The sequence below is a fragment of the Arthrobacter sp. ok362 genome (genome assembly GCF_900102785.1).
Lineage (GTDB): Bacteria > Actinomycetota > Actinomycetes > Actinomycetales > Micrococcaceae > Arthrobacter.
Genome location: NZ_FNGC01000003.1, coordinates 63,590 through 88,091, shown reverse-complemented (window position 1 = coordinate 88,091; position 24,502 = coordinate 63,590). Strand labels below are relative to the sequence as shown.

Annotated in this window: 18 protein-coding genes; 5 read left to right on the top strand and 13 right to left on the bottom strand. The window is 69.5% G+C overall.

Translation table 11 applies throughout. From position 1 onward, the window contains the following. Window positions 1–425: 425 nt before the first annotated feature. The 3 genes from BLQ10_RS04790 to BLQ10_RS04780 are packed head-to-tail and all read right to left on the bottom strand — an operon-like array spanning window position 426 to window position 7,908. The gene (locus BLQ10_RS04790; protein WP_254785402.1) at window positions 426–4,076 is read right to left on the bottom strand and encodes an ATP-dependent helicase; all 3,651 of its coding nucleotides are present in this window, start codon (window positions 4,074–4,076) and stop codon (window positions 426–428) included. Beyond that, window positions 4,073–7,447: an ATP-dependent helicase gene (locus BLQ10_RS04785; RefSeq protein ID WP_091559062.1), complete on the bottom strand. Its 3,375-nt coding sequence runs from the start codon at window positions 7,445–7,447 to the stop codon at window positions 4,073–4,075. The genes BLQ10_RS04790 and BLQ10_RS04785 overlap by 4 nt, the downstream gene beginning before the upstream one ends. A gap of 44 nt (window positions 7,448–7,491) precedes the next feature. Beyond that, on the bottom strand, window positions 7,492–7,908 hold the full coding sequence (locus BLQ10_RS04780; RefSeq protein WP_091559060.1) for an MGMT family protein: 417 nt from the start codon (window positions 7,906–7,908) through the stop codon (window positions 7,492–7,494). A 97-nt stretch (window positions 7,909–8,005) separates the two neighbouring features. On the opposite strand from BLQ10_RS04780, the gene BLQ10_RS04775 reads away from it, so the two are divergent. The 4 genes from BLQ10_RS04775 (at window position 8,006) to BLQ10_RS04760 (ending at window position 11,580) form a co-directional block, all read left to right on the top strand. Beyond that, window positions 8,006–8,716, top strand: a complete 711-nt coding sequence (locus BLQ10_RS04775) for a 3'-5' exonuclease (RefSeq protein ID WP_091559057.1) — start codon at window positions 8,006–8,008, stop codon at window positions 8,714–8,716. A gap of 426 nt (window positions 8,717–9,142) precedes the next feature. Further along, window positions 9,143–10,078, top strand: a complete 936-nt coding sequence (locus tag BLQ10_RS04770) for an ABC transporter substrate-binding protein (protein ID WP_091559056.1) — start codon at window positions 9,143–9,145, stop codon at window positions 10,076–10,078. Window positions 10,079–10,081: 3 nt separating this feature from the next. Further along, window positions 10,082–10,846: an amino acid ABC transporter permease gene (locus BLQ10_RS04765; RefSeq protein WP_091559053.1), complete on the top strand. Its 765-nt coding sequence runs from the start codon at window positions 10,082–10,084 to the stop codon at window positions 10,844–10,846. Continuing rightward, window positions 10,843–11,580, top strand: coding sequence for an amino acid ABC transporter ATP-binding protein (locus BLQ10_RS04760; RefSeq protein WP_091559052.1), 738 nt, complete (start codon window positions 10,843–10,845; stop codon window positions 11,578–11,580). Before BLQ10_RS04765 ends, BLQ10_RS04760 begins: the two co-directional genes overlap by 4 nt. A 93-nt stretch (window positions 11,581–11,673) precedes the next feature. Here the strand turns inward: BLQ10_RS04760 and hemL are convergent, their stop codons facing one another. The 10 genes from hemL to hemE form a co-directional block, all read right to left on the bottom strand. Continuing rightward, window positions 11,674–13,005, bottom strand: a complete 1,332-nt coding sequence (hemL, locus tag BLQ10_RS04755) for a glutamate-1-semialdehyde 2,1-aminomutase (protein ID WP_091559049.1) — start codon at window positions 13,003–13,005, stop codon at window positions 11,674–11,676. A gap of 5 nt (window positions 13,006–13,010) precedes the next feature. Continuing rightward, window positions 13,011–14,111 (bottom strand): LLM class flavin-dependent oxidoreductase, encoded by a 1,101-nt coding sequence (locus BLQ10_RS04750; protein WP_091559667.1) that lies wholly within the window; start codon window positions 14,109–14,111, stop codon window positions 13,011–13,013. Between the two features lie 20 nt (window positions 14,112–14,131). Continuing rightward, window positions 14,132–15,115 (bottom strand): porphobilinogen synthase, encoded by a 984-nt coding sequence (gene hemB / locus BLQ10_RS04745; protein ID WP_091559048.1) that lies wholly within the window; start codon window positions 15,113–15,115, stop codon window positions 14,132–14,134. Next, window positions 15,112–16,050 carry a uroporphyrinogen-III synthase gene (locus BLQ10_RS04740; RefSeq protein ID WP_091559045.1) on the bottom strand — a complete coding sequence of 313 codons (939 nt, stop codon included), beginning with the start codon at window positions 16,048–16,050 and terminating at the stop codon, window positions 15,112–15,114. Before BLQ10_RS04740 ends, hemB begins: the two co-directional genes overlap by 4 nt. A gap of 20 nt (window positions 16,051–16,070) precedes the next feature. Further along, window positions 16,071–17,069 (bottom strand): hydroxymethylbilane synthase, encoded by a 999-nt coding sequence (hemC, locus tag BLQ10_RS04735; protein WP_091559042.1) that lies wholly within the window; start codon window positions 17,067–17,069, stop codon window positions 16,071–16,073. Next, entirely contained in the window at window positions 17,066–18,352 is a 1,287-nt protein-coding gene (locus BLQ10_RS04730) for a ferrochelatase (RefSeq protein ID WP_091559040.1), read from the bottom strand. Before BLQ10_RS04730 ends, hemC begins: the two co-directional genes overlap by 4 nt. Next, window positions 18,349–19,095, bottom strand: coding sequence for a hydrogen peroxide-dependent heme synthase (gene hemQ / locus BLQ10_RS04725; protein WP_091559037.1), 747 nt, complete (start codon window positions 19,093–19,095; stop codon window positions 18,349–18,351). The genes BLQ10_RS04730 and hemQ overlap by 4 nt, the downstream gene beginning before the upstream one ends. A gap of 152 nt (window positions 19,096–19,247) precedes the next feature. After that, window positions 19,248–20,108: a hypothetical protein gene (locus tag BLQ10_RS04720; RefSeq protein WP_139164173.1), complete on the bottom strand. Its 861-nt coding sequence runs from the start codon at window positions 20,106–20,108 to the stop codon at window positions 19,248–19,250. A gap of 213 nt (window positions 20,109–20,321) precedes the next feature. Beyond that, on the bottom strand, window positions 20,322–21,821 hold the full coding sequence (gene hemG, locus BLQ10_RS04715; RefSeq protein ID WP_091559032.1) for a protoporphyrinogen oxidase: 1,500 nt from the start codon (window positions 21,819–21,821) through the stop codon (window positions 20,322–20,324). Window positions 21,822–21,825: 4 nt separating this feature from the next. Further along, a complete protein-coding gene (hemE, locus tag BLQ10_RS04710; RefSeq protein ID WP_091559029.1) occupies window positions 21,826–22,956 on the bottom strand; it encodes a uroporphyrinogen decarboxylase in 1,131 nt (376 codons plus the stop codon). Window positions 22,957–23,114: 158 nt separating this feature from the next. Between hemE and BLQ10_RS04705 the strand changes: the two genes are divergently transcribed. Further along, window positions 23,115–24,494 (top strand): glutamyl-tRNA reductase, encoded by a 1,380-nt coding sequence (locus BLQ10_RS04705; protein ID WP_091559028.1) that lies wholly within the window; start codon window positions 23,115–23,117, stop codon window positions 24,492–24,494. The last annotated feature ends 8 nt before the right edge of the window (window positions 24,495–24,502 follow it).

The following is a 24,502-nucleotide window of genomic DNA, read 5'->3' as shown; positions in this document are numbered from 1 at the left end:
GTGCCCGCGGTGCACGTCACGCCGATCCCGCGGGAGACGGAGGCTGACGCACCGACGGCTGTCGCGCAGCCTGTCGCAGACATGGGCACAGCCGAGGACACACCTGCGGACGCCGACGCCGAGCCGGACGCCGGATCCACCGCAGACATCCCCGAGGCCTCCGACGCCGCCGAGGCTGGGGAAAACGCTGAGGCTGCGGTTCCCGCCGCCAACGACACGTCGACGCAATCGATCGCCATCACCCAGCCGGATTCTACGGTGCAGCCGGATTCCGCCGCGAAGCCCGGCTCGGGAGAGAACACGTCGACCACCGCCATCACGGTGGTCGACACCACCTCCGGCTAGCTTCCGCTGCTGACCAGTTCCGACCGGCTCATTCCGGCCAGCACACCCCTGCATGACGGGCTCCGGCCGGCAGAATCCACCTAGACGCCCCGCGCCGCCGATGTCCTTCCCAGCGCCGCCGCCACGATTTCCTCGAGCTTTTCCGCTGATCCGAGATCGTGCGGACGGACCACCTGGTTGTCGGCCACGTAGTAGAACGCGGCCCGGACGTCCTCCAACGGGACCCCTTTGAGCCGGGCCCAGGCCAGGCGGTAGACGGCGAGCTGGACTGCCTTCACCTTCAGCTGGGCCGCCGAGGGGCGGCGACCGGTCTTCCAGTCCACAAGGTCCCAGCCGCCGTCGGCGTCGCGGAACACGGCGTCGATCCTGCCCCGGACCACGACGTCGCCAATCCGTGTCTCGACCGGGACCTCGACATGGGCGGGGGCGCGGTGCGCCCACTCGGACTGCCGGAAAGTTTCCACCATGGAGTCCAGTCCGTAGGCCTCGTCGATGTGGTCGTCAGCGCCTTCGGCCTCTCCCAGGTCCAGCATCCCGGCGGCGCCGAAGTATTCCTCCACCCAGGCGTGGAAGGCCGTGCCCTTGCGGGCCGACATCCCCGGTTCGCGCGGGATCGGCCTGCGCAGGCGGGCCACGACGGAGCCTGCGTCATCTTCCAGGTCCACGAGAGTGGACGCCGAGATATGGCCCGGCAGATGCACGTCCTGGACCACCGAACGCCGGGAGCGGCGTTCCAGCAAGGTGGCCGCCTCCCTTGCCCATCCCGCCGCAGGACCGCGCAGGACGGGCCGCCCGACGCTGGCCCCGCCGGCGTGCGCCAGGACCGCAGCCGGGCCTCTGCTCGCGTGGCTGCCCGGGCCGGCGTCCATTGCCTGCAGGACACGGGCCGCGGCGGATTCCATGGCCGCGCGCCGGCCCGGGACAAGCCGCAGCCGTTTGCCCGTCCGTGGATCATGCGGCCCCTCGAGGGGATCGTAGGGCCAGGCGGCGACTTCGAGTTCAGAGGTCAAGGGGCTTTCGGCCGGCAGTGCGTCCTCGCTGACGGACAGCGGGTGGATTTCGGCGGCGCCTTCCGCGGTGAGGCCCTCCAGCCCGGAAAGAAAGGGAGACATCTCGGCCAAACCGGCCCGGGACCCCACCCACGCGGCACTTGAAATCCAGAGCACGTGTTTCGCACGGGTGTACGCCACGTAGGCCAAACGCCGTTCCTCGGCTTCGCCGTGCGCCTGGACGGCAGACTTGAACTCCTTCTCGGCATCCAGCCAGCCTTTCTGGTCCGGCTGGTCCAGGTCCCATTGGGGCAGGTCGACGCGGTCGCCGCGCAACGGCCACGGCAGTGCCGCGCTTCCGCTGCTCCACCGCGAGTCCCTGCTGCTGGGGAACGCCCCGGCATTGAGCCCGGGAACGAACACGACATCCCATTCCAGCCCCTTGGAGGCATGCACGGTCAGAAGCTGGACGGCCTCATGGTTCACTTCCGGCGCTGCGGCATCGAGGCCGTTTTCCTCGGCCGCCGCGGCTTCCAGCCATGCGAGGAACGCCAGGACGTCGACCCGCTGGGAGGTGTGCAGGAACCCGGCCGCGGCGTCCTGGAAGGCGTCCAGGTTGCGGCGGGCCTGATGGATGCTGATCCCGGGCCGCGCCGCAACTTCGATGTCCAGGAGCATCGCCCGTTCAACCTCGCCCAGCAAGGTGGTGAGGTCGTCCCCCATGTAGCTGCGCAACTGCCGGAGCTCGTCCGAGAGCCGCTGCAGCCGGCCGCGGGCCTCCGGGCTCAGCCTGCGGCCGTGCGCCGAAGTCCAGCCGTCGCGGGGCAGCCAGTCCAGGGCCTCGACCAGGCTGGCGGAATCCGTGATGTCGCCTTCAATCACTGCGTCATCGATCGTATCCTCGGCGGCACGCCCGGCGTCGTCCGCGTCCAGGCCACCAGGGCGGCCCCGACGGCGGGCCAGGAAGCTGGACCAGTCCCGCAGGGCCATCAGGTCCGCCGGGCCGATCCGCCACCGTGCGCCGGCCAGCAGGCGCATGAGGGAGTCCGAGCGGCCGGGGTCGGCCAGCACCCGAAGCGTGGCGACAAGATCGATGATTTCCGGCGTGTCCAGCAGCCCGCCGAGTCCGACGATTTCATAGGGAATGCCCCGGACTTCGAATTCGCGGCGAATGCATTCCATCTGTGCCCGTCGCCGGCAGAGGACGGCCATGGCCGGCGGAACCGGGTCGGCGGACTGCGGGGCGTCGAAGTCCGTCACCCGGAATTTCAGCACGTCTGAAGCGATCGCCGCGGCCTCGGCTTCGTCCGTGGCGAACCGTCCCATCACGACCCTGCCCTCCACGGCGGCCGGGCTGGGCTGCAATGGCGGAACCTCGACGGCATCGGCACTTTCCCGGGCCCCGGCGGCCCCGAGGTTCGCCGCCGCCTTGCTCAGCGGCGCCGAAATGAGATTGGCCGTGGCCAGGATGTTGCGCCCGTTGCGCCATGCGGTGGTCAAATACGAGGTCGGCGCCACGGCGAAGCGCCGGGCTGGGCCGGCCGGACCGCTTTCTTGTTCCCCGCCGTTTCCTTCTCCGCCGGGGTCTTCGCCGCTTTCCTGGTCCCCGGCGCTGCGGTGGGCGGCGTCGGTACCGTCGCCGCTGACGAGGATCGGGAATTCGCGGACGAAGTGGAAAAGTTGCCCGGCCGACGCTCCCCGGAATCCGTAGATGGACTGGTTCGGGTCCCCCACCGCCGTGACGGCATGGCCGTCGCCGAAGAGCCGGGAGAACAGCACCAGTTGGGCGTGCGAGGTGTCCTGGAACTCATCGAGCAGCACTACCTTGTAGCGCTGGCGTTCCGTTTGGGCGGCGACCGGAATCTCGTTGGCCACCCGTGCCGCCAGGGCCACGAGGTCGCCGAAGTCCAGGGCGCCGCGGGCGCGCTTCGCCGCGGAATAGCGGCCGACCATGTCCGCGACGCTGGCCCGGGTGCGCAGCATCGCACCGAGCTCGCCCGCCGCCTGGGTGGGGTTCTTCTTGGCCTCTGCGATATAAGGCAGCGACTCGAACGCGGCGACCCGTTCCAGCAGCCAGCCACGGACCTGGGCCGGGTCCTGCAGGTGCTCCGCGCACTCTCCCGCCAGTTGGATCACGGCCTTGACCAGGGTCGATTTGGCGGACCGGAAGTGTTCGTAGTCCCCGTCAAAGGCTTCCACCACCTCGCTGGCGAGCTGGAACGACTGGGCGCCGCCGAGCAACACGACGTCGCGCTCGACGCCAAGGCGGAGGCCATAATCGGACACAATGCCGCTCGCGTACGAGTGGTAAGTGGAGACCTTGGGTTCGAGCGCATCCGTGCTCAGCAGCCCGGCCGGGAAGACGGTGTTCCCGGTGTCGGCCGCCGCGATCCGCGCCAGCGCGGCCAGCTTGGCCCTGATCCGCGAGGCGAGTTCACCGGCGGCCTTACGCGTAAACGTGACCCCGAGGACCTCCTCCGGCCGGACCCAGCCGTTGGCAACGAGCCAGACCACACGGTCCGCCATGGTGGCAGTCTTCCCCGAGCCTGCCCCGGCGATCACGAGCCGCGGCGTGAGGGGCGAGGAAATGATCAGGGACTGTTCGGCAGTGGGGCTGTTCTTCTCCCCCAGCAGTGCGGACAGCTCCTCCGGGCTGAACCGTGGCTCGGGAAGGGGCTCGGGAAGGTGATTCGGTGCCGGCTGCGGCCCGGCCAGGCCGGTCTCCGGCGCCTCGGGGGTCATTCAGTAACCTGCTTTCCGCGCACGCACAGCGGGCACACTTCAGGGAGCCGGCAGCCGTGGCCGCCGTGGCCTCCCTTGGACGGATCGTGCCGGGCCTGGAAGACACTGCCGGACATGACGCGGGCGGCGTCGCCGACCATCTCCAGCGCCCAGTTGTCCTGCGGGTCCAGTGGAGCCTGGGCTTGGATCCCGGGGCTCTTGGTTGTGGTGCCCAGCTGGGCCAGGACGGCCCCGCCAGGCAGCGGCGGCGGCCCGTCATCGGGACCCGCAAAGCCCCCGGCCAGCACGGCGGCCTGATAGGCGCCGAGCTGCGGGTGACGGTCCAGATCCGCCTTGCCTGGCTGGCGTTTGCCGGTCTTGAGGTCGATGATCACCAGCCGGCCCTCGGCGTCGATCTCGAGCCTGTCAACCTGGCCCCGCAGCACGGCGGGCCGCGCCGGCCCGATGCTCCCGCCGTCGCCGGGCTCGGATCCGGGTCCGGCGGTGGTCTCCGCCGGAACGTCCGGCAGCTTTACCTCAAAGTCCTGTTCGACGCCGATCAGGCTCCGGCCCTCGCTGCGCATCACGAGGACATACTGGGCCAGCTTGCGGACCATGGACTCGGCACGCTGGAAGTCCAGTTTGCCTTCCCAGTTGTCCTTCATCCCCAGTGTGGGCCAGCGCCGGACGAGTTCCGCAACATATTCGCTTCCCGAGGCGTCCGGCAGGTCCTGCGCGATGGCGTGGACAAGCGTTCCCAGGCTGCGGGCAAAATCCGTCGCGGCTTCTCCGCCGGCGGCCTGGACGAACCAGTCCAGCGGCGATTTCTGCACGGTTTCGACCTTCGAGGGCGACACAAACACGGTACCGCCCGGGGGAACAACCGGCTCCTCCGTGGACAACTCGGCCAGTCCCCACCAGCTCGCGGGGTGCGCTCCCGGAACCGGCGGCTGAGCCGTGGCCAGGACTCCCAGCACGGCCGCGGCTTCGGCCGATTCGGCAGCCTTGGGGTCCAATTGGGCGTACTGGCGCAGTTCCGCCACCAGCGCCCGGAGGGTCAGCGGACGCTCGACCGGGGTATAGCCCCGACGGTCCTGCCCCGGCCGCAGCGGCGCCACATAGTCCAGGAACGAGGAGGGCTGCTCATCCTCCGAGGACACGGCCGTGCAGATCAGCACCTCCCGGGCGCGGGACACCGCGGTGGAAAAGCTTCGGAGCTCGTCATAGCGGATTTCGCGCAACCGGCTCTGCGGATCCAGTCGCAGGGCATACTCCACTCCGTGTTCGACGGCGTCGGCGAACAAAGTGCTGCCGAGCAGTTCGCCGCGCAGCCGGGTGTTGGGCCACACGCCTTCCTGCAGTCCGGGCACGATCACCACGGGCCACTCCCGGCCGGCGGCGCTGGCAGGGGTCATGAGCTCCACCGCGTCTTCCAGCTGCGCCCTGGCGGCCAGGGTATCCATGGGCAGTTCCTGGCTCAGCAGGTATTCAAGGAACTGCTCCGGACCGGAGCCCGGCAGCTGGTCGACAAAGCGTTCCGCGGTATGGAACAGCGCCATCATGGCATCGAGGTCACGGTCGGCCCGGGCGCCGGCCGACCCTCCGGCGAGGGCGGCCTCGGTCCAGCGGGAGGCCAGGCCGGTGGAATGCCAGAGCGCCCAGAGCACCGTCTCGGCGTTCCCACCGGGGGCCTCGGCGGCGTCCCGCCCCGCCCGGATCATCCGGGCGATCCGGCGGGCCGAGTGCCCCTCGATGCCCAGCGTTGCCAGCGCCCCGGGCTCCAGCAGAGCTTCGACCAGGAGGGCGTCGCTGGTGCGTCCGCCGCCGCCCAGGAGTTCCTCCCGACGCAGCGACTGCCGCAGCCTCCGCAATTCAATCGACGTGGCGCCGCCTATCCGGGACGTCAGCAAGGATACGGCTGACTCGGGGGTGAGCGCGGCGGGGTCCAGGGCCACCGCATAGGCATCCAGCAGTGGACGGACCGCGACCTCATCCCGGACAGCGGATTCGGCGACGGGAATCCGGACCGGAATCCCCTGGCCGGCCAGGTACCGCTGCAGCTGGCTGAGCTGGCCGCCGTTGCGGACGATCACGGCAATGTCCCCGAGTTCCCGGGCGTCGTTCAGCTGGGCTTCGAGGATGCGCTGCGCCACGTACCGCAGTTCGTGGACCGGGGACGGCAGCAGGTGGGCCTCGACCGTCCCAGGGCGGCTGTCGGCGCGGGGCGGCCCGTCCGGCGTCGGGACGGCAGATCCCGGGGCCGGGACCGGCGGCCCGTCCGGCGTCGGGGCAGGATCAGGGCGTTCGAGCCGGCGTGCGGACTGCCCGCCGGACCTGCGGGAGATGCGCCCGGCCACCGACAGCCATGCCTCTGCCACGGCCGGGGCGTGCCTATGCGCAGTCCACAGCGGACGTTCCAGGATTTCTCCGGCAGGGGCCAGCAGGCGGGGAAGCTCCGCCACGAGATCGGGACGTGCCCCGCGGAAGCCCTGAACCACGGTGTCCGGCGAAGCAGTGATGATGGCGTCCTTGCCGGCGGCGATGTCTGCCAGCAATTCAAAGACCGCTGGGTTCGCCTCCTGGATGTCGTCCACGAGAATCAGTTGCAGGCGGTCGCGCTCGGCGGCAAGGAAATCCGGTGAGTCCTGGAAGATCTGGCGTGCGGCGGTGATGATGCCGGCGGGGTCGAAGGCCTCGGGCATGCGCAGGTCCAGGACGTCGCGGTACTCGGAGTACAGGGCGGCCGCCGGGATCCAATCGGGCCGGTTGCACCGGCGGGCCAGCGCCACCAGGTCCTCGGCCGTCCGCCCGGATTCGATGATCCGGTCAAAAAGCTGGCGTACTTCCTGCCGGAATCCGCGGGTCTGCAGGGCGGCGTCCAGGTCCTCCGGCCACGGCAGTTCGAGGCCGGGCAGCGCGTGGCCCTCCAGCAGTTCCTTGATGATCAGGTCCTGTTCCGGACCGGAGAGCAGCTTCGGCTGGCGCGGCAGCGGGAGGAGGCCTTCGGCCTTGGCGCGGCGGATCAAATCGAAGGCATAAGACGCCCAGGTCCGTGCCGGCGTCGTGCTCAGGCTCCGGTCCAAGCGCGCCGTGAAGCGGTCGCGGAGCGTATCCGCGGCGAGCCTTCCGGGCGCCAGGATGAGCATCCGCTCCGGATCAAGGCCGTCCCGCAGGGTGCGGCGGACGGCGGCCTCGACAAGGACCGTCGACTTTCCGGTGCCGGGTGCTCCGGGCACCAGGACGGGGCCGGAGCCGGGCGGGACCTCGACGGCGCCGAGCTGGTCCGGCGACAGCACCGGGACCGCGCTGTGGTGGGTCCGGGGCGGCAACAGGCGCAGCCCTGCGGACTGAAACTCCGAAGACTTAAACTCAACCTGCTCTGACTGTGTCACCTGAAACTCTGCCTGCTCTAAATTCTGGCCGTGGCTGGGGGTACTCACACAGTCATTTCATCATCCGGTACCGACAATTTATGCGACTCCCGCTCGAGCCGCTCAGCGATGGCGTCGATCCGGTCGAAGTCGGCGTCGGTGGGCGCCCACCGGCCGGTGGCCAGGTCAACGCGCCAGCGCCCGTCGCCGGTCCGGAGGAAGTCGTCATAACGGCCCAGCAACGGCGTCCCCTCCTGCAGATAGAGCGCCAAGGCCTCGTGCTCGAGCCCAGGCGGGGCGTCCCCGCTGGACTTCAGGACGCGCCACCAGGGCACGCTGCTGCCATGGTGGCTCATGACCGAACCGACCTGGCGCGGGCCGCCGGAGCCGAGGAGTTCCGCAACGTCGCCATAGGCCACCGCCGTGCCGGCCGGGATCAACGCCACGAGCTCCAGCACCGCCTCCACATACTCCGTCCGCATCGGTCCAGCCTAGCCGTTCAGGGCGCCGGCGCCGTGCCCGGAGGGCACGCGGGCACGGCGGTCAAGAACTGTCGGAGGCAGCAGGTAGCGTTGAAGCATGAGCACTTGGAACAGCCTTCCCCGCGCAGCCTTCGACCTCGAAACAACGGGCCGCAACTCCCGCTCGGCGCGGATCGTCACTGCGTCGGTCACGGTGGTGGACTCCGCCGGCGGCGTGATCAAGGAACACGAGTGGCTCGCCGACCCCGGCGTTGAGATTCCCACCGAGGCCAGCGATATCCACGGCGTCACCACCGAGCAGGCCCGCCGCGAAGGCCGCCCCGCCGCCGAAGTGACGCGCGAACTCGCCGCCGTGCTGCAGGAGCTGTTCGACGCCGGTGTGCCCGTCATCGCATTTAACGCCAGCTACGACTTCACCGTGCTCGCGGCCGAATCGGCCCGCTACGGCGTCCCGCAGTTGAGCCGCTTCCCCGTTCTGGACCCGTACATCATGAACAAGCAGGTGGACCGGTACCGCAAGGGCAAGCGCACGCTTACCGCGCTGTGTGAGGAATACGGCGTCAGCCTGGACAACGCCCACACCTCGGCCGCCGACGCCCTGGCAACATTGCGCATGCTCGATGCCATGGTCGGCAAATTCCCCAAGCTCAGAATGCCGGCGAGCAACCTGCACCAGCTCCAGGTGGAATGGGCCTCGGCCCAGGCCTCGGATTTCCAAAGCTACCTGCGCAAGACGAAGCCGGCCGCCGTGATCGAAGGTGACTGGCCTGTCCTGCCTCCTGAGGATGCCAGCCGCGGCGACTTCTAGGATTTCTGAACGCAGGGACTTCTGAACGCCGGTACTCCTGGACGTCGGGAAGCCGGCGCGGGAGCACTTCCTAAAACGAAACGTTCGCCGAAGGAAACGCTTAACTAGACCCCCGCTGCGCGTAATTCCAGTGATTGCGACGGAGCTCACACTGCCTGGGGCTTCCATCTGCCGGCTGCTCCGACGCCGATGATTCCGCCTCTCCCTGCCGGCACTACCCGGATCACCGCCGATCACCCGGGATCTTGAAGATACTTCGCAGGATGCTCCCTTCTGCTCCGATTCGTTCGGATTGAATGGGCGTCCACGTCGGATGACACAATTATCTTTCGCGGCGTGTCTGCTCCACCCGGCGCCCAAGCCAGCGGCCAGGGACCCGATGAGCCTCCCGCGACCCACTGAATTTCAGACGAAAGTGATTGCGTGATGAAAAGCAAAGCCTTGAAGTGGCTGACAACCGTTCCCGTGGCCATCGCCGTGGCGGTCTCCCTTGCAGCGTGCGGCGGCGGGTCGGGGCAGACAACGGCGTCATCGTCCGATGCCCTCCAGGGCAGCGACCAGAAATCCTTGGACAAATACACGACCAAGGACGTCACTCCCCTGGACAAGATCGACAAGTCCAAGCTCGGCCTCATCAGCGATGGAACGCTCACCGTGGGCACCCTTTCGGACGCCCCGCCGAACATCTACATTGACAAGAACGGCAAATTCACCGGCTACGACAACGAGCTCCTGCGCGCCATCGCGGACAAGCTGGGCCTCAAGGTGGAGTTCAAGGCGACCGGCTTCGCGTCGCTGCTCGCCCAGGTCCAGAACAAGCAGTTCGACCTCGGGTCTTCCTCGATTTCCACCACCGACGCCCGCCGCAAGACCGTGGGCTTCACCAACGGATACGACTTCGGCTACATGGCCGTGGTCGCGAAGAAGGACTCGAACATCAAGGGATTCAAGGACCTGACCAAGGACACCCGCATCGCCGTAGTCCAGGGCACCGTGCAGGATGACTACGTCACGAACACCCTCCAGATCGAGCCCGTCCGCTTCGAGGACTACAACACCGCCTACGCCAACCTGAAGAACGGCCAGGTTGACGCCTGGGTCGCACCGTCCCAGCAGGCCACCGGCCAGGTCAAGGAAGGCGACGGCACGGTCATCGCCGAGTCGGTTGTGAACACCCAGAACTTCACCGCGTACGCCGTGAACAAGGAAAACCAGCCGCTCATTGACGCGCTGAACTCCGGCCTAGACGCCGTGATTGCCGACGGCACCTGGTCCAAGCTGACCAAGGAATGGTACCCGGACCGCGAGACCCCGGCCACGTGGTCCCCGGGCTCCAAGGCTGTCACCGTTCCGAAGTCCTAGTCGATGGATGCACTCGATCAACTCGTAAAGACCTTCTTTGACTGGGAGGCGATGGCAGCCGTCCTACCGAACATGATTAGGTTCGGCCTGCCCAATACCCTGATCCTGGCGGTTTCCGCGGGCGTGCTCGGGTGCATCCTGGGCATGATCCTGGCCATCATGGGCACGTCCCGGATCACTGCGCTGCGTTGGCTCTCCCGGATCTACACGGATGTGTTCCGGGGCGTCCCGGCGATTGTGATCATCCTCCTCATCGGCCTCGGGCTTGGGCCCGTGGTCCGGGTAGCGACCGGATCCACGAACCCGTTCCCGCTCGCCATCTTCGCCCTGACGCTCATGGCAGCGGCGTACATCGGCGAGATCTTCCGCTCGGGCATCCAAAGCGTGGAAAAAGGCCAGTTGGAGGCGTCCCGGGCCCTGGGATTCAGCTATGGCTCCTCCATGCGCCTCGTGGTGATTCCGCAGGGCATCCGCCGGGTGCTCCCGGCCCTGGTCAACCAGTTCATTTCGCTGATCAAGGACTCGTCCCTGATCTACCTGCTGGGCCTGATCGCCAGCCAACGCGAGATCTTCCGGATCGGTAACGACGCCGCGGCCATCACGGGGAACCTGTCGCCGCTGGTTGCCGCGGCGTTCATGTACCTGCTGCTGACCGTTCCGCTCACCCACTTGGTCAACTACATCGACAACCGCCTGCGCACCGGCCGTCCGGAGAAACGGCAGCCGGACGACGCTGCGGCCCTGATCGGGAAGGGAGCACAGCCATGAGCGAATTCGCCTCCGGCTCGCTGACCGGCAAGAACCTGCACCTGTCCTTCGGCTCCAACCATGTCCTCCGCGGCATCGACCTGCACGTCGGGAAGGGCACCACCGCCTCGGTGATCGGCCCCTCCGGTTCGGGCAAGTCCACGCTGCTGCGGGTCATGAACCGCCTGATCGAACCGGATCAAGGCGACATCCTGCTGGATGGCCGCTCGGTCCTGAACGACAACCCGGACGAACTGCGCCAGCGGATCGGCATGGTGTTCCAGCAGTTCAACCTGTTCCCGCACAAGACCGTGGCGGACAACGTCTCGCTCGCCCTGCGGAAGCTGCGCAAGCTGCCGGCCGAGCAGGCCCAGGCCGAAGCGCTCGAGCAGCTCGACCTGGTGGGACTCAAGCACAAGGCCGACGCGCGTCCCGCCAACCTTTCCGGTGGCCAGCAGCAGCGCGTCGCCATTGCGCGCGCCTTGGCCATGAAGCCGGAGGTGATGTTCTTCGACGAGGCCACCTCTGCCCTCGACCCCGAGCTCGTCAAGGGTGTACTGGCCCTGATGGCCGACCTCGCCAAGGGCGGCATGACCATGGTGGTGGTGACCCACGAGATGGGCTTCTCCCGCAATGTCTCGGACACCGTCACGTTCATGGACGGCGGCGTCGTCGTGGAGTCCGGTCCGCCGGAACAGATCTTTACGAGCCCGGAGACCGAACGGCTGCAGGGGTTCCTCGCGGACGTTCTCTAGTCCGCCGGCCGCTGCGGCAGGATTAAAAACTGATGGCACCCGCCGCTGCGGGTGCCATCAGTCGTTTAAGGACCCCAGGAGTTGAGGGGCAGGCTACGGCTTGGCGCGGGCCGCCGCCTTCGCCGCGGCCGGCAGGGCGTCGAAGATCCGGTTCATCGCGGTGTCGTCGTGCGCGGCGGAGAGGAACCATGCTTCGAAGACCGACGGGGGCAGGTAGACCCCTGAGTCAAGCATGGAGTGGAAGAACGGGGCGTAGCGGAACACTTCCTGGCCCTGGGCGTCGTCATAGTTGTGGACACCGCGGGCGCCCGTGCCGAAGGCCACGGAGAACAGGTTGCCCGCGCGCTGGATGGAGTGGTCCACGCCGGCCGCGTCGAGCGCGGAGGACAGCGCCGCGGAGAGTTCGAGCGAGCGGGCGTCCACGAACGAATACACGTCGGGGGTGGCGTGCGTGAGGGTCGCGACCCCGGCGGCCATGGCCACCGGGTTACCGGACAGGGTTCCGGCCTGGTAGACGGGCCCCACGGGCGCAAGGTAGTCCATGACCTCGGCGCGGCCGCCGAGGGCCGCCGTCGGCATGCCGCCGCCAATCACCTTCCCGAACGTCAGCAGGTCCGGGGCCCACGGCTCGGCGGCGTCGGCCGCCCCTCCGGTCAGGCCCCAGTAGCCGGAATAGCCGGTGCGGAAGCCGGTCAGGACCTCGTCGAGGATCAGCAGGGCGCCGTGCTCGCGGGTGATCCGGGAAAGGCCGGCGTTGAAGCCGTCGCCGGGGGTGACCACGCCCATGTTGGCGGGAGCGGCTTCGGTGATGACAGCGGCGATGCTGGCGCCGTGCTTGGCGAAGGCGGCTTCGACGGCGTGGAGGTCGTTGTAGGGCAGCACGAGGGTCTCGGCAGCAGTCGCGGCGGTGACGCCGGCCGAGCCGGGCAGCGCGAGGGTCGCCAGCCCGGAGCCCGCGGCGGCGAGGAGGCCGTCGAGGTGGCCGTGGTAGCAGCCGGCGAACTTGATGATGAGGTTCCGCCCCGTGAAGCCGCGGGCCAGCCGGACGGCGGTCATGGTCGCCTCGGTGCCGGTGGAGACCATCCGGACGCGTTCGGCGGCCGGGACGCGCTCCTTGACGATGGCGGCGAGGTTAGCCTCGTCCGGTGTGGAGGCGCCAAAGGACAGCCCGCGGTCGACGGCGGCGTGCACGGCGGCGAGGACCTCCGGGTGGGCGTGTCCCAGCAGCGCCGGGCCCCAGGAGCAGACGAGGTCGACGTAGTCGGCACCGTCGGCGTCGGTCAGGTAGGCACCCTTTGCGGACACCATGAACCGCGGCGTCCCGCCCACGGAGCCGAAGGCGCGCACGGGTGAGTTCACGCCGCCCGGCATCAGCTGGCGGGCGCGGTCAAAGAGTTCCTCGTTGCGAGGCATGCTGGAAGTCATGGTTCCTATTCTTTCAGTTCGCGGCCAGGTGAATGCGCGGCCAGCAGCGCGGCCACGCGGGGCGCCACTTCGGTGCCGAACAGTTCGATGGAGCGCATCATGGCCGCGTGCGGCAGGGTGCCGTTGCTGTACTTGAGATCAAAGCGGTCCACGCCCAGGTTCTTCTTGAGCAGGGCGACCTTCGCGGCCACGGTTTCCGGGGAGCCAACATAGAGGGCTCCCTCGGGGGTGCACATCGCGTCGAACTCGCCCCGGCTGGCCGGACCCCAGCCGCGTTCGGACCCAATCCTGTTCCGCTGCTCGAGCCAGTGCGGGAAGAACTCCTCGCGGGCTTCCTCATCCGTGGCGGCAACGTGGCCGGGTGAATGCGTCGCCATCTGCTGCATTGGGTGGCCGTACTTGGCCATGGCCTCACGGTAGAGGTTGGCCAGGGGCGCGAAGGACCGCGGCTGGCCGCCGATGATCGCGAAGATGATCGGGTAGCCGTACTCGGCGCAGCGCAGCACAGACTCGGGGGTGCCGCCGACGCCGATCCAAGTCGGCAGAAGGTGGTGTTCCAGCGGCGGATAGACGCTCAAGCCGTTGATGGCCGGCCGGGTGCGTCCCTCCCAGTGGACCGGTCTTTGTGCCCGGACCTTGTCGAAGAGCTCGAGCTTTTCTTCGAAGAGGACCTCGTAGTCGGCCAGGTCGAGGCCGAACAGCGGGAAGGATTCGATGAAGGACCCGCGGCCCAGCATGACCTCTGCCCGGCCGCCGGAGATGGCGTCCACGGTGGCGAAGCGCTGGAAGACCCGGATCGGGTCATCGGAGCTGAGCACTGTCACGGCGGAGCCGAGCCGGATGCTCTTGGTGCGGGCGGCCGCCGCGGCCAGGAAGACCTCCGGGGCGGAGACCGCGAAGTCGCGGCGGTGGTGCTCCCCTACCGCGAAGGCGTGCAGGCCGACCTCGTCCGCGAGTTCGGCCTGTTCCAAGAGCTGCCGCAGAACCTGGGCGTGCGGGACGGGGCGGCCGTCCGGGAAGACGCCGACATCGCCGAAGGTGTTCAGGCCGAGGAGGATGCGGTTGGACCCCACCGGCGCAGTGGGTGGGGAAATGGGCGTGGAGATCCGGGGCTCGGGGGCCGCGTTCACCGGGATTCCTTCAGCCAGCCGGCAAGCTCGCTCGCCCAGTAGGTCAGCACCATGTTGGCGCCGGCGCGCTTGATGCCCAGGACGGACTCGGTGATGGCGGCCCGGCGGTCGATCCAGCCGTTCGCGGCGGCGGCCTCGATCATCGAGTACTCGCCGGAAATCTGGTAGGCGGCCACGGGGACGGGGCTCATGGCGGCGACGTCGGCGAGGATGTCGAGGTAGCTCATGGCAGGCTTGACCATGACCATGTCGGCGCCTTCGGCCAGGTCCAGGTCCACCTCGAGGATCGCCTCCCGGCGGTTGGCGGCGTCCATCTGGTAGGTGCGCCGGTCGCCGGTCAACTGCGAGTCGACGGCCTCGCGGAACGGGCCGTAGAACGCGGAGGCATACTTCGCTGCGTAGGCCACGATGGCGGTGTTGGCGTGCCCGGCGTCCTCGAGGGCCTGCCGGATCACGGCGACCTGGCCGTCCATCATGCCCGAGGGGCCCAGGACGTGGGCGCCGGCCTCCGCCTGCGCGACCGCCATCTGGCCGTAGATCTCCAGGGTGGCGTCGTTGTCGACGTAGCCGTTGGCGTCGAGGACGCCGCAGTGGCCGTGGTCGGTGAATTCGTCGAGGCACACGTCGCTCATGACCACGAGTTCGTCGCCGACCTCGGCCCGGACGTCCCGGATGGCCTTGTTCAACACACCGTCGGAGTCCAGGGAGGCCGTTCCCCGCGCGTCCCGGACCGCGGGGACGCCGAACAGCATGATGCCGCCGACGCCCAGCTGCACGGCCTCGGCGGCGGCGCGCCTGAGCGAATCGGTGGTGTGCTGCTGCACGCCGGGCATCGAGGCGATCGGATTGGGCTCGGTCAGGCCTTCGCGGATGAAGGCCGGCAGGACGAGCTCCGAGGCCGAGAGCCGGTGTTCAGCGGTCAGCCGGCGCATTGCCGGGGTGGTGCGGAGCCGGCGTGGGCGGTGGGTCGGGAAGCTCATATGGTGTCCTTTGCTGTGGGCTCTGCGACTGAGGGATGAGGTGGCGAGTGCTGGTGGTCCAGGGACCGGACGACGGCGGCTACCAGGCCGGACGCCGTCGGCTCCTGGGCGACGGCGGCGACGGTGAGTCCGAGGGAGGCTGCCTCGGCCGCCGTCGAGCGTCCGATGGCGACGAAACGGCAGTTCCCCAGCGGGGCGAGGTCCGCGTGGATGCGGCGGGCGGCGCTGGGCGAGGCGGCGACGACGGCGTGCAGCCGGCCGGCACTGATTTCCGCCTTCGCCTCGGCCACGGTGAGCACGGTGGGCGGCGGTGCGTCCTGCCCTGCGGAACCGGTCTGCGGCGAGGCGGGCAGGGCCCGGCGCGGATCCGCCGGATAGTCGACGGTGTTGTAGGCGGTGACGGCCTGGACGGAGGCACCGCGCGCCTCGAGGCCCTTGCGGAGCCGCGGGTCGGCGATGTCCGCCTGGGGCAGGAGCACGCTGCCTTGGCTCGCGGGCCAGATGCCGAGCAGGCCCGTTCCGGATTGCTGGCCCGTCGGTGCAAGGTCGACGCTGATGCCCCGGGATTCCAGGAAACTGCGGGTCGCCGGGCCGATCGTGGCCACGAGGATGCTGCCGGGCAGCCAGCTGCTGAGGGAGGCGCCGCGTTCGGCCGCTTTCGCCTCAAGAGCCTGGACGGTGGTCACACTGCTGATCACGAGCCACGTGTAGGCCCCGGCGCCGAGGGCGTCGAAGGCGACATCGAGGGAGTGCTGGTCGCTCGCCTGCTCGAAGTCGATCAGTGGCAGGAGCAAGGGCTCGGCACCGACACGGCGGAGGGCCGTGACGAGCTCCCCCGCCCGGTCCGGGCTGCGGGCAACGAGCACGCGGGCGCCGTCCGGCACCTGCATGCCGGGTGGCCCGCCCGTGTGGTTGCGGTCGCTGTGCCGTTCCATGAAGTGGTGGAATCCGCGGTTCAGGAAGCTGTCAGGTCGGCGATGCCGGCGGCGCCGCGGGCCAGCAGGACTTCCGCCAGCTCGATCCCGAGCAGCGTTGCGCCGACCTCGGTGAGGCCATCGGTGGCCTTCTTGTCGCGCACGGTTGCCGTGCCGTCGACAGCGCAGACCACCGCTTCGAGGTACAGCATGCTGCCCTTGCGGTAGGCGTAGGCGCCCACGGGGGCGGCGCATCCGGCCTCCAGACGGGCCAGCAAAGCGCGTTCGGCCGTGACGGCGAGCCGGGTATCCGGGTCTTCGAGGGCCGAGAGGGCCTTCGCCAGCACGCCCTGGGAGCCTTCGGTAGACCCTTCTTTGCGGGGCGCGTCGGCCGTGCGGCATTCGATCGCGAGGGCACCCTGCCCGGCAGCGGGCAGCATGATGTCCGTCTCGAGGTACTCGCTGACAGCGTCGAGCCGGCCGATCCGGTGCAGGCCGGCGGCGGCGAGGACGACTGCGTCGAGATCGCAGGACTTGCCGTCGACGACGGCGTCGGTCGGGTTGCCTGGCAACCCGGGGACCCGTCCGAGCCGGGTGTCGACGTTGCCGCGGATGTCCCGGATGTCCAGGTCGGGCCGGGCGGCGCGCAGCTGGGCAGCGCGCCGTGGCGAGCCGGTGCCAACGGTGGCGCCCGCAGGCAGATCCGCGAGCTTCAGCCCGTCCCGGGCGCAGAGGACGTCGCGGACATCGACGCGTTTGGGCGTCGCGGCGAGGGTCAGCCCGAGGGCTGCTCCGGTGGGCAGGTCCTTGAGCGAATGCACCGCCACATCACATACGTCCCGCAGCAGGGCATCGCGCAGGGCCGCCACGAACACTCCGGTGCCGCCCATCTGGGACAGCGAGCCCTTGAGGACATCGCCCTCGGTCCGGATGTGGACCAGTTCCACGGGGAAGGCGCCGACGGCGGCCAGCTGGTCCGCGGTCTGCTGGGTCTGGGTGAGCGCCAGCGTGCTGGCGCGGGTGCCGATCCGGACGGTCACAGTACTGCCTGACCGGCTGCCGGGGTCGTCATATCCGCGGCGGCGGGTGCTGCGGCCGGGTAGGGATCGTGCCCGGTCCCGACGGTGCTGTCGGCGCCGGCGATGGTGGGCTTTTCGCCGCGGAAGTTGGTGCAGCAGCCGGGCCGGCAGATGTCGTACCAGGGGCCGAGCTTGGTCAGGTGTGGCCGGTCGGCGATGTTGTTTGCCGCGGTCCGCTCGCAGATCAGGTCCACGATCCCGGCCACGAACTTGCCGTGCGTGCCGGGCGTGGGGACGCGGGTGGCCGCCACGCCCAGCTTGGCGCAGGTCTCCAGTGCTTCGGTGTCAAGGTCCCAGACAACTTCCATGTGGTCGCTGACAAAGCCCAGCGGCACGATCACGACGCCCTTGACGCCCTGGCCGGCGAGCTCCTCGATGGCGTCGTTGATGTCGGGTTCGAGCCATGGCACGTGCGGGGCGCCGGACCGGGACTGGTAGACGAGGGACCACGGGGCGCTGAGGCCGGTCTCGGCTTCAACCCGGCGGATGACCTCGGTCCCGGTGGCCAGGTGCTGGGCCACGTAGGCGGAGTCTTCCTCGAAGTGGCGGGACTCGCCCTCGGAGCGGCCGGCGGCTTCGGCGTCGCGGGTCGGGATGGAGTGCGTCGCGAACACGATGTGCACGGGGGCGTCCGGAGTGCCTGCCGCGGCCAGCTGGGCGCGGACGTCGGTCAGGCCGGCGGCGGTGCCTTCGATGAAGGGTTCCACGAATCCGGGGTGGTCAAAGTACTGGCGCACCTTGTCGACCTCGAGCTTGCCGTCGAGTCCGGTTTCCGTCAGCGCCATGCCGATGTCCTCGCGGTACTGGCGGCAGCTGGAGTAGCAGGAGTAGGCGCTCGTGGTGAGCATAAGGACCTTGCGGTGGCCGGCGTCGTAGATCTCCTGCAGGGTCTGCGGGATGTACGGGTCCCAGTTGCGGTTGCCCCAGAACACGGGCAGCCCGATGCCGCGCCCGGCAAGTTCGGCCTCCAGGCCGGCCTTGAGCTCACGGTTCTGCTGGTTGATGGGGCTGATGCCGCCGTTGGCGCGGTAGTGGTGCGAGACCTCTTCGAGGCGTTCGTCCGGGATGCCGCGGCCGCGGGTGACGTTGCGGAGGAACGGGATGACGTCCTCCTGGCCTTCGGGTCCGCCGAAGGAGGCGAGGAGCACGGCGTCGTACTCCTTAGGGGCCATCCGGCCCGTCTCGGTGGCGGGATTCACGGCGGTAACTGAGAAGGCGGATTCCTGGGGGTCCAGCGGACTCATGCAAGGACCTCGGCGATCTCGGCGGCGGTGACGCGGCGGCCGGTGTAGAACGGGACTTCCTCGCGGACGTGATGGCGCGCGTCCGTGGCGCGCAAGTGCCGCATCAGGTCCACGAGGTCCACGAGCTCGGGGGCTTCCAGACCGAGGATCCACTCCCAGTCGCCCAGGGCGAAGGAGGAGACCGTGTTGGAGATGACCTGCGGGAAGTCGCGGCCCAGCATGCCGTGGTCGCGGAGCATGGCGCCGCGCTCGGCGTCCGGGAGGAGGTACCACTCGTAGGAGCGGACGAAGGGGTAGACGCACAGCCACTCGGCCGGTGCGACGCCGCGGGAGTAGGCCGGCGTGTGGTTCTTGGCGAACTCGGCCTCGCGGTGCACGCCCATGGCGGACCAGACGATCTCGGTGCCGGCGAAGAGCTTGCTGCGCCGGATGTCCCGGACCGCCCGCTGCAGGGCCTCGGGCTTCGGCCCGTGCAGCCAGACCATGACGTCGGCGTCCGCGCGCATGGCGGAAACGTCGTAGCTGCCGCGGTGGACCACGCCGTCGCCGGCGAGACGTGCCATGAGGGACTCGAAGTCCTCTGCCGCTGCGGCGTCGCGGAGCACGTCAGCGGACCGCTTGAAAACGGTCCACAAGGTGAAGAACTGCTCGGTTGAATCCTGGGGCGCCGATGCCCCGGCTACTGACTCTCCGGGGGCGGGGATTCCGGTTTTAGTGACAGATTCGGCAGAAGTGTGGCTCATGCATACCAGTCTGCCCCCTCTCTGCGGGTAAGTCGAAAAAAGCACTTCTACAGAGCGTAGAAGTGCTTTATTTCACACCCGGGAGCGGGGCCGCGTCCGGCGGGTCCGCGGCTGCGGGTCCGCTCCCGGCGGGTCCGCGCGAGAACCGTCTGTCAGCTCCGGCGCATCCGGACGACCGCGACGCCGGCGCCGAGTGAGAGCACCACCAGGCAGATGCCCCAGCCGATCAGCGGGGACGGCCCGGCGGGCTCCACCGCCGAAGTTGCCTGCAGGGAGGTGTTGCCGGAGTGGCCCTTGGCCGTGGCCGTGGTCGGTTCGACTCTGTTTGAACCGACTGGGGACGCGTGCGGTGTGGCCGACTTCGAGGGCGTCGCCTGCGTGCTGGTCCCGCTGCCTGCGGCCGGCACTTCGGCTCCGGGCTGGGGTTCGGCCGCCTGGTCGGCGCCGCCGCTGCCCGGTGCCGGCTGGCCGGGAGCCTGCCCGCCGGTCGGCAAAGCAGGAACGGACCCGGCTGATCCGCCTGCGGCGGGAGCTCCCGGCGCCGGGGCGGCGGGCGGCGCGCCGGGGACCCGCGGCCCGGCGGGCGGCGCAGCTTTCGCGGACGGGGTGCTCGGCGGCGGGGTGCTCGACGGCGGGGTGCTGGTGCGCGGGGCCGTGGGTTCGGGATTGCTGGGCTCGGGGTCGTTGGGCTCGGGGTCGCTGGGTTCCGGGCTACTGCCGTGCGACGGTTGCCGCGAAGGGGTGGCCTCGCCCGAGCCGGCGGACGGCGAGGGGCTCGGCGTCGTCGAGGAGCCCAGCAGGTTGTCCAGCACGTCATCGAGGCCGAGGGTCAGCGAGCCCTGCGCTGACGTCGCAGTGGACGCCGCCGCGGACAACCCTGTGGCCGCATGTGAGGCCGGAACCCCTGCGGTGGCAACCAGCACCGCCCCGAGCGCGGCTGCCACCGCGCCGCGGCGAAGGCCCCGATGGCGCCCGGTCTTCGTTGTGGACACCTTGGACCTGAAAATAACCATGGTCATCGACCCTAGCCGGAATCGGCCGGCAGGAAAAACTTGCAAAAACCGCGGAATCTTGGCAGGAAACCCACGGGACCGAAGGATTTCAGGGTGCCCTTGGAGCCGCTGTTATTCCTGTGACTGCGGGTGCTTTTGGGACTCCAAGGAGCGCGTTCAGGGCGGGCGAAATGAGGCAGCCACGGCGAGGGCAGCTGCGTCGAGCGACCGCCTTCAGGACAACAGCGTGCGGACCTGCCGCGGGGTGTCGGCCACGATCGCGGCCAGGCCGTTGCCGGACAGCCAGCCGCCCACCACGGCAAGGGTGCCGTCCGCGGCACAGATGCTCCGGACGGCCGCGACGCGCTGCCTGTGGCCCAGCGACGCAAAGGGCAACGCACCGGCCCAGCGGACCACGTCCCAACCCGCCACATCCGCGGCGCTGACCGAAACGCCAAGCAGGGCCGAGGCGTCAGCCAGCGCTGCGCGGAACAGTTCCTCTTCAGAGCGCGGCGCTGCGGCCGCTCCTCCGCCTCCGGACTCCGGCGTTGCCCCTGGGGCGGCAGCGCGTCCGTAGGAGAGCCGAAGCACATGCCTTCCCGGGCCTGTCCGCTCCGCCAGCCAGGCCCATTTGGCGGTGGCGTGGGTCAGCGCCTTGGCCTGCACGCCCGGGCTCTGCGGCGCCACAAGCACGCCGGTGCCGCGTGGCGCCGTGTCCAGGGCCGGGAGATCCACCACAAGGGTGACCAGGCTGACATCGGGTCCGGCGTCGGAGCGAAGGCCGGCAAGTTCCGGCAAGGTTTCCTCAAGCAGCCCGACGGCGGCGGGACCCTCCACCGCAACCACGAGGCGTCCGGCGTCGAAGGTGGCCTGGTCAGTGGCCACGCGCCAGCCGTCGGCTGTGCGCTGCACCGACCTGGCCGGGGTGCCGTTGAGCAGGGTGACGCCGCGCTGGCGCAGATCGGCGAGCAGGGCGGCGACGAGGGTGTGCATTCCGCCGCGCAGCCCAGCGACGGCGGACCCGGCTTTCTGGAGCCCTGCGGACTGGGCCTTCGCAGGCCCGGCCGGTCCGGCTGTGGCACCCGCCGCTCCCCTGCGCTGGGCCGCGACGGCGGCGGCGAGGGAACCGTGCTGACGGATGCCGGCCCGCAGTCCGGGGGCCACCATGTCGACGTCGAGCACTGAGGGATCGGCCGAGTGGACGCCGCCGACAACCGGCGCCACGAGTCGGTCCAGGACCCGGCTGCCCATCCGCCGGCGGACCAGGGCTGACACGCTCGTTGCCTCGGCACCGGTGCCCAGCGAGGCCGGCAGCACGGCATCGATGGAGGCGCGGAGGGAACCCAGCAGGCCCAGCGACCGGCGGACTTCCGGGTCCCACGGGCTGGCCGGGATGCCCAGCACCCCGGTCTTGGGCAGTTCCCGCGGGCCGTCGGGCAGCTGGACCCAGGCACCGCCGGGGTTCGGAGCGACGATCTCGCCAGCCAACCCGAGCTCCGCGGCGAGATCGGCTACGGCGGCGGTGCGGGTGGCGAAAGACTCCGCCCCGCTGTCCAGGGTCAATCCGGCCACGGCATGGTTGCCGACGCAGCCGCCCCAGGCCTCGCTTGCTTCCAGGACGGTGGTGCGGACGCCGGCCCGGGCGAATTCCCGGGCCGCGAGCAGGCCGGAGATCCCGCCCCCAATCACGACGGCGGTGCCTTCCAAGTCAGTCCCGGCGGGGGCCGCGTCCACGCCCTTACTCCGGAGCGATGGAGTGGATGAGTTCGACCACGCGCGTGAGCACCTCAGGATCCGTCTCCGGCGGCACCCCGTGGCCGAGGTTCACCACGTGCCCGGGCGCCGCGGAGCCGGCCGCGATCACGTCGCGGACGTGCGCTTCGAGGACCTCCCACGGTGCCGAGAGCAGGGCCGGGTCGATGTTGCCCTGCAGCGGAACGGTGCCGCCGAGGCGGCGGTTGGCTTCGTCCAGCGGCAGCCGGTAGTCGACCCCCACGACGTCGACGCCGACGTCGCGCATCGCGACGAGCAGTTCCGAGGTGCCGGTGCCGAAGTGGATCAGCGGTGCGCCGAGGTGGCGGACATGATCCAGTGCACGGGACGACGCCGGCGCCACATAGCGCTGGTAGTCGGCCAAACCCAGCGAACCGGCCCAGGAGTCGAAGAGCTGGCCGGCCGAGGCGCCGGCTTCCAGCTGGGCACGGAGGAACATGCCGGAGGCATCGGCGGCCCAGTTGGCCAGGGCAGTCCAGGTCTCGGGGTCGGCGTGCATCATGGTGCGGGGGCCGAGGTGGTCGCGGGAAGGTTTGCCTTCCACCATGTACGCGGCGAGGGTGAAGGGCGCGCCGGCGAAGCCGATCAGCGGGGTGCTGCCGAGTTCGGCGACCGTGAGCCGGACGGCTTCGCGGATGGGCTCCAGGGCCTCCCAGGTCAGCTGCGGCAGGGCGGCGACGTCGGCGGCCGTGCGGACCGGTTTGTCCAGGACGGGTCCGACGCCGGGCACGATGTCCACACCGACGCCGGCCAGCTTGAGCGGGATGACAATGTCCGAGAAGAAGATGGCGGCATCGACGTCGTGGCGGCGGACCGGCTGCAGGGTGATCTCGGAAGCCAACTCCGGGCGCAGGCACGAGTCCAGCATCGCGACGCCCTCACGGATCTTGAGGTATTCGGGCAGCGAGCGGCCAGCCTGGCGCATGAACCAGACCGGACGGCGGGAGGGCTTGCCGCCGCGGTAGGCGGTGATCAGCGGGGAACCTGCGGTGCGGCCGTCCATCAGCGGGTGGCCGGCATCGAGGCCGCCGGAAGTGCCGTGTTCGGACGTACTGAATTTTGTCGTGCCGGCACGTGCCGCAGCGCTTGGAGTCATGCCTTCGATTGTGCCCAAATTTGTGCCCAAAAGATAACGACAGCCTGTCACGCCGGCCATCCCGGGCTGCGCCGTGGCGGGAATCACACGCCCAGGTGCCGGAGCCCACGCCGGACAGTTGTTCTACGCGGACACGAAAAAGCTATGATGGTCGTGCTGTGGTTCTTTTCTCATTGGTGGCTACACACGCCGACATCGACCTCGAAACCGTTGCTCAGTTGAGCACCGGCGCTTCCGGGCTTGCCACATCCGCCCTCGCCGGATCGCCGGCCGTGGCGGGTGCCGTTGTCCTTGCCACCTGCAACCGCTTTGAAATTTACGGTGAAGCGCCCCATCCTGATGCGGTCGCCGCGGCCCGGGCGGCCCTGATCAGCCAGATCAGCGGAGCCAGCGGACTCAACGACCAGCTCGTCTCCCGCGCCTTCAGCACCCGCACCGGCGCCGAAGTCAGCCAGCACCTCTTCTCGGTTAGTTCCGGACTGGACTCGGCCGTGGTCGGCGAACGCGAAATTGCCGGACAGGTCCGCCGCGCCTTGATCACGGCCCAGCACGAGGGCACAGCCAGCTCCGGCCTGGTCCGGCTGTTCCAGGCCGCGTCCAAGACCGCCAAGGACGTCGGCGCCCAGACGGCGCTGGGTTCGCGCGGCCTTTCCATCGTCTCCGTGGCGCTGGATCTCGCAACGGACCTGTCGGAAGACCCGGACTGGTCCGCCAAGAAAGCAGTCGTGTTTGGGACCGGCGCCTACGCCGGAGCCACCATGTCGCTGCTGCGCGAACGCGGCTGCACCGACGTCTGTGTCTATTCCTCCTCCGGCCGCGCCGCCGGCTTCGTCGCCACCCGGGGCGGCACGGCCCTGGACGAGGACACCCTTCCGGCCGCAGTTGCCGCGGCCGACGTCATGATCGGCTGCAGCGGCTCCGACAGCCGGGTCGAAGCGGACGAACTCGCCGGGATCCGGGCGAACTCGCCCCAGCCGCTCATCGCGATCGACCTCGCCCTGACCCATGACTTCGACCCCGCGGTCGGCGATCTCGACGGCGTCGAACTGCTTACGCTCGAATCCGTCCGGCTGGCCGCACCGCAGGAACAGGCTGAGTCGCTCGAGCAGGCCAGCAGCATCGTGTCCGGGGCGGCCAGCGCCTTTGAGCAGGAGCGCGAGGCCCGGTCCGTGGACTCTGCGATTGTCGCCTTGCGCCGTCACACGATGAACGTCCTGGACGCGGAGATGGAAAAGGTCCGGGCCCGGCACGGCTGCACCGCCGCCGCCGAGGAAGTCGAATTCGCCCTGCGCCGGATGGTGAAACAACTGCTGCACGTCCCCACCGTCCGGGCGCGCGAACTGGCCTCCAACGGACAGCAGGACGCCTACGTTGCCGGTCTTGAGGCGCTGTACGGCATCACGGTGGAGCCCTCCCCCGGAGCAGCGGCCTCAGGTGTTGCCGGTTTCCCGGCCGCGTGCCCCGTGGACCACAACGCCGCTGACCACAACCCTGGCGATCCCGGTTCCGCCGCGGGCGACATCCGCGAAACCGCGTAGCTGCCCCG

Coding starts and splice junctions, on each gene's coding strand:
- BLQ10_RS04790 (WP_254785402.1), bottom strand. CDS start 4,076: ATGACCCCCGAGGCGCCGGAGACCGGCCTGGCCGGGCCGCAGCCGGCA.
- BLQ10_RS04780 (WP_091559060.1), bottom strand. CDS start 7,908: ATGCGGACGGAGTATGTGGAGGCGGTGCTGGAGCTCGTGGCGTTGATC.
- BLQ10_RS04775 (WP_091559057.1), top strand. CDS start 8,006: ATGAGCACTTGGAACAGCCTTCCCCGCGCAGCCTTCGACCTCGAAACA.
- BLQ10_RS04770 (WP_091559056.1), top strand. CDS start 9,143: ATGAAAAGCAAAGCCTTGAAGTGGCTGACAACCGTTCCCGTGGCCATC.
- BLQ10_RS04765 (WP_091559053.1), top strand. CDS start 10,082: ATGGATGCACTCGATCAACTCGTAAAGACCTTCTTTGACTGGGAGGCG.
- BLQ10_RS04760 (WP_091559052.1), top strand. CDS start 10,843: ATGAGCGAATTCGCCTCCGGCTCGCTGACCGGCAAGAACCTGCACCTG.
- hemL (WP_091559049.1), bottom strand. CDS start 13,005: ATGACTTCCAGCATGCCTCGCAACGAGGAACTCTTTGACCGCGCCCGC.
- hemB (WP_091559048.1), bottom strand. CDS start 15,115: ATGAGCTTCCCGACCCACCGCCCACGCCGGCTCCGCACCACCCCGGCA.
- BLQ10_RS04740 (WP_091559045.1), bottom strand. CDS start 16,050: ATGGAACGGCACAGCGACCGCAACCACACGGGCGGGCCACCCGGCATG.
- BLQ10_RS04730 (WP_091559040.1), bottom strand. CDS start 18,352: ATGAGTCCGCTGGACCCCCAGGAATCCGCCTTCTCAGTTACCGCCGTG.
- hemQ (WP_091559037.1), bottom strand. CDS start 19,095: ATGAGCCACACTTCTGCCGAATCTGTCACTAAAACCGGAATCCCCGCC.
- BLQ10_RS04720 (WP_139164173.1), bottom strand. CDS start 20,108: ATGGTTATTTTCAGGTCCAAGGTGTCCACAACGAAGACCGGGCGCCAT.
- hemE (WP_091559029.1), bottom strand. CDS start 22,956: ATGACTCCAAGCGCTGCGGCACGTGCCGGCACGACAAAATTCAGTACG.